This window comes from Parvibaculum indicum, assembly GCF_011762095.1.
GTDB lineage: Bacteria > Pseudomonadota > Alphaproteobacteria > Parvibaculales > Parvibaculaceae > Parvibaculum > Parvibaculum indicum.
Genome location: NZ_JAASQO010000001.1, coordinates 255,389 through 268,446, shown reverse-complemented (window position 1 = coordinate 268,446; position 13,058 = coordinate 255,389). Strand labels below are relative to the sequence as shown.

Annotated in this window: 14 protein-coding genes; 12 read left to right on the top strand and 2 right to left on the bottom strand. The window is 62.7% G+C overall.

Annotated elements, in window-relative coordinates; genetic code table 11:
- Nucleotides 1–88: 88 nt before the first annotated feature.
- Both FHS78_RS01325 and FHS78_RS01320 read right to left on the bottom strand, forming a co-directional pair.
- The gene (locus tag FHS78_RS01325) at nt 89–751 is read right to left on the bottom strand and encodes a uracil-DNA glycosylase (protein ID WP_167089488.1); all 663 of its coding nucleotides are present in this window, start codon (nt 749–751) and stop codon (nt 89–91) included.
- A complete protein-coding gene (locus FHS78_RS01320; protein WP_167089486.1) occupies nt 751–1,386 on the bottom strand; it encodes a LabA-like NYN domain-containing protein in 636 nt (211 codons plus the stop codon). The genes FHS78_RS01325 and FHS78_RS01320 overlap by 1 nt, the downstream gene beginning before the upstream one ends.
- A 115-nt stretch (nt 1,387–1,501) precedes the next feature.
- On the opposite strand from FHS78_RS01320, the gene folK reads away from it, so the two are divergent.
- The 12 genes from folK (at nt 1,502) to parC (ending at nt 12,954) form a co-directional block, all read left to right on the top strand.
- Nucleotides 1,502–2,074, top strand: a complete 573-nt coding sequence (gene folK, locus FHS78_RS01315) for a 2-amino-4-hydroxy-6-hydroxymethyldihydropteridine diphosphokinase (protein ID WP_167089484.1) — start codon at nt 1,502–1,504, stop codon at nt 2,072–2,074.
- 106 nt (nt 2,075–2,180) lie between these two features.
- Nucleotides 2,181–2,612 carry a DNA-directed RNA polymerase subunit omega gene (gene rpoZ, locus FHS78_RS01310; protein WP_167089482.1) on the top strand — a complete coding sequence of 144 codons (432 nt, stop codon included), beginning with the start codon at nt 2,181–2,183 and terminating at the stop codon, nt 2,610–2,612.
- Between the two features lie 134 nt (nt 2,613–2,746).
- Nucleotides 2,747–4,897 (top strand): RelA/SpoT family protein, encoded by a 2,151-nt coding sequence (locus tag FHS78_RS01305; RefSeq protein ID WP_167089480.1) that lies wholly within the window; start codon nt 2,747–2,749, stop codon nt 4,895–4,897.
- Nucleotides 4,898–4,927: 30 nt separating this feature from the next.
- Nucleotides 4,928–5,512 (top strand): orotate phosphoribosyltransferase, encoded by a 585-nt coding sequence (gene pyrE, locus FHS78_RS01300; protein WP_167089478.1) that lies wholly within the window; start codon nt 4,928–4,930, stop codon nt 5,510–5,512.
- A 23-nt stretch (nt 5,513–5,535) separates the two neighbouring features.
- Nucleotides 5,536–6,312 (top strand): pyridoxine 5'-phosphate synthase, encoded by a 777-nt coding sequence (locus FHS78_RS01295; protein WP_167089476.1) that lies wholly within the window; start codon nt 5,536–5,538, stop codon nt 6,310–6,312.
- A 2-nt stretch (nt 6,313–6,314) separates the two neighbouring features.
- Nucleotides 6,315–6,722, top strand: coding sequence for a holo-ACP synthase (gene acpS, locus FHS78_RS01290; RefSeq protein WP_167089474.1), 408 nt, complete (start codon nt 6,315–6,317; stop codon nt 6,720–6,722).
- A 125-nt stretch (nt 6,723–6,847) separates the two neighbouring features.
- Nucleotides 6,848–7,606 carry a signal peptidase I gene (lepB, locus tag FHS78_RS01285; protein ID WP_167089472.1) on the top strand — a complete coding sequence of 253 codons (759 nt, stop codon included), beginning with the start codon at nt 6,848–6,850 and terminating at the stop codon, nt 7,604–7,606.
- A 61-nt stretch (nt 7,607–7,667) separates the two neighbouring features.
- Nucleotides 7,668–8,378, top strand: coding sequence for a ribonuclease III (gene rnc, locus FHS78_RS01280; RefSeq protein ID WP_167089470.1), 711 nt, complete (start codon nt 7,668–7,670; stop codon nt 8,376–8,378).
- Nucleotides 8,371–9,285 carry a GTPase Era gene (era, locus tag FHS78_RS01275; RefSeq protein WP_167089468.1) on the top strand — a complete coding sequence of 305 codons (915 nt, stop codon included), beginning with the start codon at nt 8,371–8,373 and terminating at the stop codon, nt 9,283–9,285. The genes rnc and era overlap by 8 nt, the downstream gene beginning before the upstream one ends.
- Before the next feature lie 158 nt (nt 9,286–9,443).
- Entirely contained in the window at nt 9,444–10,193 is a 750-nt protein-coding gene (recO, locus tag FHS78_RS01270; RefSeq protein WP_167089466.1) for a DNA repair protein RecO, read from the top strand.
- A gap of 118 nt (nt 10,194–10,311) precedes the next feature.
- The gene (locus FHS78_RS01265) at nt 10,312–10,599 is read left to right on the top strand and encodes a GIY-YIG nuclease family protein (RefSeq protein WP_167089464.1); all 288 of its coding nucleotides are present in this window, start codon (nt 10,312–10,314) and stop codon (nt 10,597–10,599) included.
- Between the two features lie 108 nt (nt 10,600–10,707).
- Entirely contained in the window at nt 10,708–12,954 is a 2,247-nt protein-coding gene (parC, locus tag FHS78_RS01260) for a DNA topoisomerase IV subunit A (RefSeq protein ID WP_167089462.1), read from the top strand.
- Nucleotides 12,955–13,058 lie beyond the last annotated feature (104 nt).

Sequence of the window (13,058 nt, the reverse complement as noted above, 5' to 3'; positions counted from 1 at the left end):
GGAAAAGACGGCCTCATCCTGGGGAGGGCCGCAAGGCCCGTCTCGAAGGACGGATTGCTTCGCTTACGCTCGCAATGACGGTCCGGGGTTACTTCCCCAAATGTGCCGCCACCAGATCGAACACGTCATGGAACATCGCCTCGGTGAGGCGGCCCGTGTTCGTGTTGTAGCGGGAGCAGTGATAGCTGTCGAAAAGCGTCAGCCCGCCGCCGATATCGTGCGATGCGCCATGCGCGAACTTGTATTGCGACTTTCTGAGGTCGCGTACCGTCAGCACTGCGTCATGCGCGATGCGTCCCAGCGCCAGCAGGCAGGTGAGGTTGGGCATGGCTGCGATCCGAGCAGAGAGGAAGGAGAGGCAATTGCGCGTTTCCTCGCCCGTCGGCTTGTTCTGCGGCGGCACGCAGCGCACCGCATTGGTGATCATCGCATCGCGAAGTCGCAGCCCGTCATCGGGCCGGGCGCCATAGCTGCCTTCCGAAAAACCGTATTTTGCGAGCGTCGCGTAAAGAAGATCGCCCGCATAATCGCCGGTAAAGGGGCGGCCCGTCTTGTTCGCGCCCTGAAGGCCGGGGGCCAGCCCGACGATCAGCAAGCGCGCGTCGTCCGGTCCGAATGAAGGCACCGGCTTGTTGAACCAGTCGGGATGGGCCGCCGCATTGTCATGGCGAAAGGCGGCGAGCCGCGGGCAGACCTCGCAATCGGCCGGCGGTTCCGGCCGGGAGGCGGTGACGGTAGGCTTTGCCGGCATCAGCCGCGTCCGGGACGAGTATCTTCGTCGTCGTCCTCGTAATCGTCGTCATCGTCATATTCGTCGTCGTAATCGTCGTCATCGTCGTCGCGCTGGGGCCGTTCGGCATGTTTGCGGCCGACGGCGTCGCGAAGCGCTTCGAGTTCCAGGAAGACATCCGCCTGGCGGCGCAGTTCGTCGGCGATCATGGGCGGCTGCGACCGCATGGTGGAGACGACGGTCACGCGCTTGCCCTTGCGCTGCACGGCATCGACAAGGCGGCGGAAATCGCCGTCGCCGGAAAAGAGCACCAGATGGTCGATCTTGTCGGCGATTTCGAGCGCGTCGATGGCCAGCTCGATATCCATATTGCCCTTGATGCGGCGGCGGCCGTTGGTATCGGTGAATTCCTTGGCGGGCTTGGTGACGACGGCATAGCCGTTATAGTCCAGCCAGTCGATCAGCGGACGCAGCGGGGAATATTCCTGATCTTCGAGAAGAGCGGTGTAGTAGAAGGCGCGGACGAGAATGCCTTTGGCGCGGAAATGGTCGAGAAGTTTCTTGTAGTCGATATCGAAGCCGAGACCGCGCGCGGCGGAATAGAGGTTTGCGCCGTCGATGAAAAGGGCGACGCGTTCGTTCGGGTAAAATGTCATGAGTATAAATTCTCCGGAGATCGGGAAGCGTTCAACCGCGATCCGGCCAGTGGGCGCCGGATGCGGGTTCACCTATAGCCTTGCCGTTTTCCGCTGAAAAGGAGTTTCGGATTTCATGAACAAGCCTTCATCTCCCGGCGCGCGGGACGAGCCCGTCATTCTGATCGCGCTTGGCGGGAACCTGCCGACGGAATACGGATCGCCGCGGCGGACGCTGGAGGCGGCGCTGCGGGAGATGGACGGGCGGGGCATCCGAGTCGTGGCCGTGTCGCGTTTCTATCGCACGCCGCCCGTCTCGCCGCATGAGCAGCCGGATTTCGTGAACGCGGTCGCGCAGGTGGAGACGGACAGGGCCCCGGAGGCCTTGCTGGCCGAGCTGCATGAGATCGAGCGGCATTTCGGCCGGGAGCGGCGTCTGCGATGGTTCGAGCGGACGCTCGATCTCGACCTGCTCGACTATCGCGGGCAGGTGGTGGCCGCCGAGGGCGAGCGGGGCGTTGAGGCGGGGACCGGGCCGCTGCCTCTGGCGTTGCCGCATCCGGGCATTGCGGAGCGGGGCTTCGTTCTCGTGCCCCTGAAGGATGTGGTGCCGGGCTGGCGGCATCCGGTTACGGGAAAAAACGTCGATGCACTGATCGGGGCGTTGCCGCCGGATGCGCTTCGGAGGATTGAGCCGCTAAAGCCTTGACGCGATGCAATAAATGGCGTAAGTGCCCGTGTTTCATTGCTTTCCGCCGCCGCTGTGCCTATATGAGAGCAAGATTTTCGCATTCGCCTGAACTGGAGTTGCATGAATGGCCCGCGTGACCGTTGAAGACTGCGTTGACAAGGTCCCGAACCGCTTTGAGCTGGTTCTGCTGTCCGCCCACCGGGCGCGCGCCATGTCCGCGGGCTCCGAGCTGACCGTCGACCGCGACAATGACAAGAATCCTGTCGTTGCGCTGCGCGAGATCGCCGAAAAGACGGTCGGTCCCGACGATCTTCGCGAAGACCTGATCGGCAGCATGCAGAAGCGGGTGGAGTCGGAAGACACCGAAACCGAAAATGTGCAGCTTCTGCTGGCGGGTTCCGAAGAGGCCGAGGCCGTGCCGGATACGTTCGGCACCTCCGGCGAGGAAGGCGGCGAGCGTATGAGCGAGGAAGACCTTCTGCGCGCGATCCAGAGCCAGATCGATTCGCCGCAGCAGAAATCCTCGGATGCCGAGGACGGAGAATCGGACGTTTGATCGTGTGAGGCGCGGCGTCCGCCCCGCCAGTGCCGCGAAGTTTTCGAGACGCCGCCCGGCCGAAAGGTGATGGGCGGCGTTTTGCGTTTCGGGCCTGTTTCGGTCCGTTGATGGAGTGAAGGAGAGCGCTGACGATGATGCGTCAGTACGAATTGGTGGATCGCGTACTGGCCTACGACCCCAAGGCGGACGAGGCGCTCATCAACCGTGCCTATGTCTATGCCATGAAGCAGCATGGCAGCCAGAAGCGGGCGAGCGGCGATCCCTATTTCTCCCATCCCATCGAGGTCGCGGGCATCCTGACCGACCTCAAGCTCGACAGTGCCACCATCGTGACGGCGCTTCTCCACGACACGGTGGAAGATACCGGCAGCACGATGGACGAACTGACCGAGCTTTTTGGTCCGCAGGTCGCCCAGCTTGTGGACGGTGTGACCAAGCTCACCCGGATCGAGCTGACATCGGAGCATTCCAAGCAGGCGGAGAATTTCCGCAAATTCATGCTGGCGATGTCGAACGACATTCGCGTGCTGCTGGTGAAGCTCGCCGACCGCCTGCACAACATGCGCACGCTGCACTTCATCAAGTCGCAGGAAAAGCGTCAGCGCATCGCGCAGGAAACGATGGAGATCTATGCGCCGCTGGCCGGCCGTATGGGTATCCAGGAATTCCGCGACGAGCTGGAAGACCTCGCCTTCAAGGAACTCAATCCCGAGGCGCGCGAAACGCTTCTGAAGCGTCTCAACGATTTCCGCGAGGAAAGCGGCGACGCGGTCGAGAACATTCGCGAGGAACTGATCGCGAAACTTGCTGAGCACGGCCTTCATTGCACCGTGGCGGGCCGCGAGAAGCGGCCTTATTCGATGTGGCGCAAGATGGAGCGCCGCGGCATCTCGCTCGAACAGCTTTCCGATATTTTCGGCTTCCGCGTCATCGTCGATAGCGAGGAAGAGTGTTATCGCGCGCTGGGCATTCTTCACACCTCATGGCCGATGGTGCCCGGGCGCTTCAAGGATTACATCTCCACGCCGAAGAACAACGGCTATCGCTCCATTCATACGACGATGATCGGGCCGTTGCGCAAGCGCGTGGAAGTGCAGATCCGCACGAAGAAGATGCATGAGGTCGCCGAGCTCGGTATTGCGGCGCACTGGATCTACAAGGAAGCGGCGGGCGATGCGGCGGCGACGCAGGAATTCGCCGCGACCTTTCGCTGGCTCCGGCAGCTCGTCGAGATGCTGGAGCATGGCGGCACGCCGGAGGAGTTTCTGGAATACTCCAAGCTCCAGATGTATTCCGACCAGGTCTTCTGCTTCACGCCCAAGGGATTGCTCATCACGCTGCCGCGCGGCGCGACGCCCATCGATTTCGCCTATGCCGTTCATACCGACATCGGCGATACCTGCGTGGGCTGCAAGATCAACGGGCGGCATCTGCCGTTGCGGACCGTCCTGAAGAATGGCGACGAAGTGGAGATCATCCGGTCCGCCGCGCAGCGTCCGTCGCCGGCCTGGGAGGCGTTCGTCGCCACCGGCAAGGCGCGCTCGGCCATCCGGCGCTCCATCCGGGCGAGCAAGCAGGCGGAGTTCAGCCGCCTCGGCAAGCAGATCCTGAAGGGCGTGTTCGACAGCGCGGGCAAGGAGTCGAGCGACGCGGTTCTGGAGCGCGCGCTGGGCGCCTTGCGCAAGCAGGACCTGACGGAGCTTTTCGCTTCCGTCGGCGACGGGACGCTCGATCCGGGCCGCGTGCTGGAAGTGGTCTATCCCGAGTTCGAGGGCACCAAATTCGCCAAGACCGGACTAAAAAAGGCGGCCAACGGCAAGGACGGGCTTTCCGCCGTCAAGCTCACGGGCCGCAGCGAGGGGCTGGCAATCCGTTTCGCGCCCGAAACATATCCGCTGCCGGGCGAGCGCATCGTGGGTATTCTGACGCCGGGCGAGGGGATCACGGTCTATCCGATCGATGCGTCGGCGCTTCAGGAGTTCGACGAGGAATCCCAGCGCTGGATCGACCTTACCTGGGAAACGGACCCGGAAAATCCGCAGACCTTCACGGCCCAGCTCCGCGTGATCGCGCGCAACGAGGTGGGGTCGCTCGGCCACATCGCCATGCTGATTGCCGATTACGGGTCGAACATTACCAATTTGAGTCTGGCGCAGCGCGACGTGGATTTCTATGACATACAAATCGATCTCGACGTGCGCGATCTGAAACATTTGACGCGCATCATGTCGGCGCTGAACGGGCTGTCCTGCGTCAACAAGGTCATCCGGCCGCGCCGCTAGGCGGCTGAAGCCCAATTAGAGGGAAGGCGAATGAAGGAAGAGAAAGTCCTGAAAGAATTTGAAAAGGCCGGTGCGTTGCTCCGGGGCCATTTCATCCTTTCCTCCGGGCTCCACAGCCCGATTTTTTTGCAGAAGGCGCTGGTCTTCCAGAACCCCAAGCGCACTTCCAGGCTGTGCAAGGCACTGGCCAAAAAGGTCGAGAAGGCGGAGATTGGCAAGATCGACGTGATCGTGTCGCCCGCCGTGGGCGGCATTATTCCCGGTTACGAGACCGCCCGGCACATGGATGTGCCCGCCATGTATGTCGAGCGCGAAGAGGGCGAGTTCCGTCTGCGTCGCGGCTTCGAGCTGAAGAAGGGCGCGAAGGTGCTTGTGGTCGAGGACATCGTGACGACGGGGCTTTCCTCGCGCGAATGCATCGACGCCGTGCGCAAGGTTGGCGGCGACGTGGTGGCCGAAGCCTGTCTGATCGACCGTTCCGGCGGCAAGGCGGATGTGGGTGCGCCGCTCATCTCGCTCGCGCAGATCGATATTCCCACCTACAAGCCCGACGACCTCCCGCCCGAGCTGCAAGGCACGCAAGCCGTGAAGCCGGGCAGCCGGGGCCTTGCCTGAGCGCGTCGAACGGAGAGCATGCCATGTCGGCAAACGACAACAGCTATCTGCGTCTCGGGGTCAATATCGACCATGTCGCCACGATCCGGAATGCGCGCGGCGGGGATCATCCCGATCCGGTCCGCGCCGCGCGGCTCGCGGCGGAAGCGGGGGCCGACGGCATCACCGCCCATCTGCGCGAGGACCGGCGCCATATCCGCGATCGCGACATTGAGCGCCTCAAGGCGGAAATCGGCCTGCCGCTCAATCTGGAGATGGCGGCGACGGTTGAAATGCTCGAGATCGCGCTTCGTCACAAGCCGCATGCCTCCTGCCTGGTGCCGGAGCGTCGCGAGGAAGTGACGACCGAGGGCGGGCTCGACGCCGCGGGGCAGCATAATCATCTGAAGTCCTATATCGCGCAGCTCAACGAAGCGGGCATTCGCGTCTCCCTCTTCATCAATGCCGACCGGGCGCAGCTCGACGCCGCCGTCTCGCTCGGCGCGCCGGTGGTGGAGCTTCATACCGGCGCTTATTGCGAGGCCGCCTTCGCGGGCGACGAGGCGCAGATGGAGACGGAGTTTCAGCGCATCGCCGAGGCGGCGCGTTATGGCGCGGAAGCGGGGCTGGAGGTTCATGCGGGCCATGGCCTTACCTTCGAGACGGTGGGGCCGGTCGCGGCCATCCCGGATCTGAAGGAACTCAATATCGGCCATTTCCTGATCGGCGAGGCGATCTTCGGCGGGCTTCATTCGACCATCAAGCGCATGCGCGCGGCGATGGACGAGGCGCGCTCGGGCCGCGCCGTGGTGGGCAGGTGAGCATGATTATCGGCATCGGCAACGACATCATCGACATTCGGCGGGTGGAGAAGACGCTGGAACGGTTCGGCACTCGCTTCACCGACCGTATCTTTACCGAGATCGAACGCGAAAAGTCGGAAAAGCGGCGGATGCGCGCGGCCTCCTATGCCAAGCGCTTCGCCGCGAAGGAAGCCTGTTCCAAGGCGCTGGGCACCGGGCTTCGGCGCGGCGTCTTCTGGCGCGATATGGGCGTGGTCAATTTGCGCGGCGGGCAACCGACCATGTCGCTCACGGGCGGGGCTCATGCGCGTCTTGTCGAACTCGTTCCCGACGGGATGGACCCCGTGATCCATCTCACCATCACCGACGATCATCCGCTCGCTCAGGCGATCGTCATCATTTCGGCCGTTCCCAAGGCCCAGGTGTAACAAGCCGGCAACAGATTGGCGGGGCGGCGGGGCTGCCGCGCTGCCCCATTATGGTATGGTCCCGCGAATGTGGTCGCCCCGGCGGGTGCGGGTCTTGCGAGTATCCCGGCGGCAGGAGTTGGAAAATGTCCATGTCTGAGAATGTGAAGAAAGCGCATAGCGCCGGTTGGACCGACAATCTGAAGACGGTCGGTTATGCGCTGCTGATCGCGCTCTTCATCCGCGCTTTCCTGTTCCAGCCCTTCAACATTCCCTCGGGCTCGATGATCCCGACCCTGCTGATCGGCGATTATCTCTTCGTGGCGAAATACAGCTATGGCTATTCGCATCACTCGCTGCCTTTCAGCCCGCCGGTCTTTTCGGGCCGCGTATTCGGTGCCGAGCCCCGGCGCGGCGATGTGGCCGTTTTCAAGGTGCCGACCGACAACCGCACCGACTTCATCAAGCGCGTGATCGGACTGCCCGGCGACAAGATCCAGATGATCGACGGCGTTCTCTACCTCAACGGCAAGGCCGTGCCGAAAGTGCGGGTGGAGGATTTCGTGGAGCGCGATTCCTATGGCGGCGTCCGGCGCATCCCGCAATACAAGGAGACGCTTCCCAACGGGAAGTCGTATATGACGCTCGATCTCGTCCGCAACAGCGTGACCGACAATACCGGCGTCTATACCGTGCCGCCCGGGCATTACTTCATGATGGGCGACAATCGCGACAATTCCAGCGACAGCCGCGTGCCCAATGTGGTGGGATATGTGCCGGCGGAAAATCTGATCGGCAAGGCGGAGATCATTTTCTTCTCCAGCGACGGCACGGCCCATTTCTGGCAATTCTGGCGCTGGCCCTGGGCGATCCGGTGGGATCGCATCGGCCAATGGGTCGACTAGGCGGATCGGCCCGGCAGGTCGATCGGGGGTGGATTTCGGGTCCACTTGAACGGAGCAGCGAATGACGAAGAAGGCGGGGAAAAAGAACCTCGCCCAGCTTGAGGAAAACCTCGGTTACAAGTTCAAGGACACCGGCCGTTTGCGGCATGCGCTCAGCCATTCCTCCGCGCTCGATGCGGGGATTGTCGAGCAGACGAACCAGCGGCTCGAATTTCTGGGCGACCGTGTCCTGGGCCTTGTGATGGCCGAATGGCTGATGGAGGATTTTCCGCAGGCCGAAGAGGGCGAGCTGGCCATGCGTCTCAATGCGCTTGTGCGCAAGGAGGCCTGCGCGGCGGTGGCCGAAGCGGTCGATCTCGGCTCCTATCTCCTGCTGGGGACGAGCGAGCAGCGCGGCGGCGGCCGTCGGAAACTGGCCATTCTGGGCGATGCCTGCGAAGCGGTCATCGCGGCGGTCTATCTCGATGGCGGATATGAAGCTGCCAGACGGTTCATCCGCACCCATTGGGAGGATATGGCGAGCCTGCCGGAACATGCCCGGCCCGATGCCAAGACGGCGTTGCAGGAATGGGCGCAGGCGAAGGGCGCGGGTCTGCCGCGCTATCAGGAAATCGAACGGGAAGGACCGCCGCACGCGCCGGTCTTTACCATGGAAGTAAACATCAGCGGCGTGGAGCCGATCCGGGCGACCGGGACCAGCAAGAGACAGGCGGAACAGAATGCGGCGGAGGCCATGTTGATCGGTATTGGCGAGTGGGAAGCTCATGAGTGAAACTGAGGCAGGCGGCACCCGCGCGGGCTTCGTCGCCATTATCGGCGCGCCCAATGCGGGCAAGTCGACGCTCCTGAACCAGCTTGTCGGCTCCAAGGTCGCCATCGTCACGCATAAGGTGCAGACGACGCGCGCTCGCATTCGCGGGATCGCCATCGAAGGCAATGCGCAGATCGTGTTCGTGGATACGCCGGGTATCTTCAAGCCGAAGCGCCGTCTCGACCGGGCCATGGTGGATGCGGCCTGGGGGGGCGCGAAGGATTCCGATCAGGTATTGCTGCTGATCGATATCCAGAAAGGCATCACGGAAGAAGTCCGGGCGATCCTCAAGTCGTTGGAAGACTCCCAGCGCAAGGTGCTTCTGGCGCTCAACAAGATCGACGGCGTGCCGCATGCCAAGCTGCTGGAGATGGCGCAGGAGCTGAACGAGACCGGTCTCTTCAGCGACATCTTCATGATCTCCGCCCTGACGGGCGACGGCGTCGGCGACCTTCGGCGCCATGTGGCCGCGCTCATGCCGGAGGGGCCGTGGCTCTATCCGGAAGACCAGATTGCCGATGTGCCGATGCGCTCGCTTGCCGCGGAGATCACGCGCGAGAAAGCCTATCTGCGCCTGCATGACGAGCTGCCCTATGCGCTGACCGTGGAAACCGAAAGCTGGGAAGAGAAGAAGGACGGGTCCATCCGTATCCAGCAGGTGATCTATGTCGAGCGCGACAGCCAGAAGAAGATCGTGCTGGGCAAGGGCGGTCAGAGCATCAAGACCATCGGCCAGCTCGCCCGCGAGGAGATGCAGGAACTGCTGGAGACCAAGGTCCATCTCTTCCTGTTCGTGAAAGTGCGCGAGAACTGGGGCAATGACCGCGAACGCTTCGGCGCCATGGGGCTCGATTTCCCGACGGGGTGAAAATCCCTTGTGACGTCATTGCGAGGAGCGGAGCGACGAAGCAATCCAGCTCTGAGCTTGCCGCTGCTGGATTGCCGCGCGCCTTCGGCGCTCGCAATGACGAATCCGAAAAAGCTATACTGCCTGGATGAGCGAAAGAACCGCAAAGCGGGGCCGGTATGGAATGGCGTGACGAGGGGATCGTTCTCTCCGCCAGGACCTATGGCGAGTCCGGCGCGATCCTGGAAGTCTTTACGCGCGAGCATGGCCGTCATCTGGGACTTGTCCGGGGCGGGGCCTCGCGGCGTCTGCGCGGTCTTTTGCAGCCGGGCAACAGTCTCGCGGTGCATTGGCGTGCGCGGCTGGCCGACCATCTGGGGACCTTTACCGTCGAGCCGCTGAAACCGCGCGCTGCCACGCTGATGGAAGATCCCTTCGCGCTGACGGGCTTGAGCGCGGCCAGTACGATGGCGGGCATCATCCCCGAGCGGGAGGAGCATCCGGCGCTGTTCGAGGCCTATGAGCTGCTGCTCGACACGATGGAAGACGAGGATATCTGGCCGGCCATTTTCGTGCGCTGGGAGCAGGGGCTGCTGCAGGAGCTGGGGTTCGGCCTCGATCTCTCGCGCTGCGCGGCCACAGGCAGCCGGGACGACCTCGTCTATATCTCGCCGAAAAGCGGCGGCGCGGTCAGCCGCGAGGCGGGCGAGTCCTATAAAGACCGGCTGTTCAGGCTTCCCGGTTTCATGATCGGCGCCCAGGCGGGCGACGCCGGGCTCGCCGATGTGGCCGAGGGATTGCGCGTGACAGGCCACTTTCTGGAGCGCCATCTCTTCGCGCCGCAAGACCGGCACCTGCCGGACGCCCGCATCCGTCTCGCTGAGCGCGTGGCAAAGCGCGCCGAGGCAGAGACTACGCCGAATCGTTGATATAATTGTTCGTCATTGCGAGGAGCGTAGCGACGAAGCAATCCAGTCCGGCGCTTGCCGTGAGCACGGTCTGGATTGCTTCGCTGCGCTCGCAATGACGGGGAAGGGGTGTCTGCCGATGAAGCAGCCGGCTGTGTACATCATGGCGAATAGGCGGAACGGTACGCTTTATACCGGCGTTACCTCCAATCTCGTTCAACGGGTCTGGCAGCATCGCGAAGGCGGGGTTGAAGGCTTTACGCGTCGCTATGGCTGCAAGTCGCTGGTCTGGTATGAATGTCATGATGAGATGTTGCCGGCGATTCAGCGGGAGAAGCAGATCAAAGGCGGCTCTCGCGGCAGGAAGCTCGCTCTTATCGAATCAATGAATCCCGATTGGCGGGATTTGTATGAGGACCTCATTTAGATGCGTCATTGCGAGCGCAGCGAAGCAATCCAGAAGCGGCGGATTCTGAGCCGGATGCCTTCGCCCCGCTTCGCTCGCAATGACGACTAACGACTGGAAGTACCCCCGATGGCCAAAGTTGCGCCGCCCCCAGAACCCGAGCATGACGTCAATCTGCGCGAAGCGCTGGAGGAGCGATACCTTGCCTATGCGCTCTCCACCATCATGCACCGCGCGCTGCCGGATGTGCGCGACGGGCTGAAGCCGGTGCATCGCCGTGTGCTCTATGCCATGCGGCAGCTCAAGCTCGATCCCGGTTCCGGCTTCAAGAAATGCGCCCGCGTGGTGGGCGACGTGATCGGTCGCTACCACCCGCATGGCGACCAGTCGGTCTATGACGCGCTGGTGCGTCTCGCGCAGGATTTTTCCGTGCGCTATCCGCTGGTGGACGGGCAGGGCAATTTCGGCAATGTGGACGGCGATAACGCCGCCGCCATGCGATACACCGAAGCGCGGATGACCGAGGTCGCCGCGCTGCTGCTGGACGGGATCGACGAGGACACGGTCGATTTCCGCGAGACCTATGACGGCGAAGACAGCGAGCCCGTCGTTCTGCCGGGCGCCTTCCCGCAGCTTCTGGCCAATGGCGCGGCGGGCATCGCGGTCGGCATGGCGACCAGCATACCGCCGCACAATGTCGCCGAGCTTTGCGACGCGGCGCTTCATCTCATCAAGCACCCCAATGCGTCGGCGGCAAAGCTCGTCGACCTCGTGCCGGGCCCGGATTTCCCGACCGGCGGGGTGATCGTGGAATCGAAGGAATCCATCGCGGAAGCCTATGCGACGGGGCGGGGCGGTTTCCGCGTGCGCGCGAAGTGGGAAAAGGAAGAGCTGCCGCGCGGGCTGTGGCAGATCGTCGTCACCGAAATTCCCTATATGGTGCAGAAGTCGAAGCTGGTGGAAAAACTCGCCGAACTTCTGACGGCACGCAAACTGCCGCTGCTCGAAGATGTCAGGGACGAGTCGGCGGAGGAAATCCGCCTCGTGCTGGTGCCGCGGAGCAAGACGGTCGATCCCGAACATCTGATGGAGTCGCTTTTCAAGGCGAGCGATCTGGAAAGCCGTTTTCCGCTCAACCTCAACGTGCTGTCCGCTGGGCAGGTGCCGGGCGTGATGAATTTGCGCGAGGCCCTTCGCGCCTGGCTGGAACACCGAAAGGATGTGCTGGTCCGCCGCACCAATTTCCGTCTCGACAAGATCGAGAAGCGGCTGGAGGTGCTGGACGGCTATCTGATCGCCTATCTCAACCTCGATGAGGTCATCCGCATCATTCGCGAGGAGGACGAGCCCAAGAAGGAGCTCATCAAGACCTTCAAGCTGACCGACAATCAGGCCGAGGCCATCCTCAACATGCGCCTGCGCAGCTTGCGCAAACTTGAGGAAATGGAGATCAAGACCGAGCACAAATCGCTCAGCGACGAACAGAAGGCGCTGAGGAAGCTGGTCAAGTCGGACAAGGCGCAGTGGGACCGGATCGGCGACGAAATCAAATCGCTGAAAACCACTTTCGGTCCCAAAACCGATCTCGGCCGCCGACGTTCGCAATTTTCCGATGTGCCGCAAATCGAGGAAGTGCCGCTCGAAGCGATGATCGAGCGCGGGCCTATTACCGTCGTCTGCTCCAACAAGGGCTGGATCCGGGCGATGAAGGGGCATCTGGCCGAGGATACCGAGATCAAGTTCAAGGAAGGCGATGGCGAGAAGGTCCGCCTTCATGCGCAGACGACGGACAAGATCGTCATTTTCGCGACCAATGGACGCTTTTATACGCTGGGCGCGGACAAGCTGCCGGGCGGGCGGGGGCATGGCGAACCGATCCGCCTGCTGATCGATCTCGATGAAAGTCACGACATCGTTCAGCTCTTCGTGCACGAACCGGAACGCAAGCTCCTCGTCGCCTCGCGCGAAGGCTATGGCTTCGTCGTGCCGGAAGCCGAAGTCGTGGCGATGCGCCGCGCCGGCAAGCAGGTGCTCAACGTCGCCGGTCAGGACGAGGCTGTGGCCTGCGCCATCGTGTCGGGCGATCATGTGGCGGTGATCGGCGAGAACCGGAAACTTCTCTGTTTCCCGCTGAAAGAGCTGAACGAGATGACGCGCGGTAAGGGCGTGCGGTTGCAGCGCTACAAGGATGGCGGCCTCGGCGATGTGAAGACCTTCACGCTGAAGCAGGGGCTCATCGCCTATGACCGCTCCAACAGGGCGCGCACCTTCGACTCGCTCAAGGACTGGCTCGGCCAGCGCGCACAGGCCGGGCGCCTGCCGCCCAAGGGATTCCCGGTTGGGCACAGTTTCGGCGGCGGCTTCGGTTCCGCGTGATGTGAGCCATCTATCGAAAAGCGTTGTTTCGCTGCATCGCGCAGGCGGGAAAGTCGTTCTTTCCGTAAATGCGTGACCTGCCTTGCTTCGCGCATCTCTCTCCA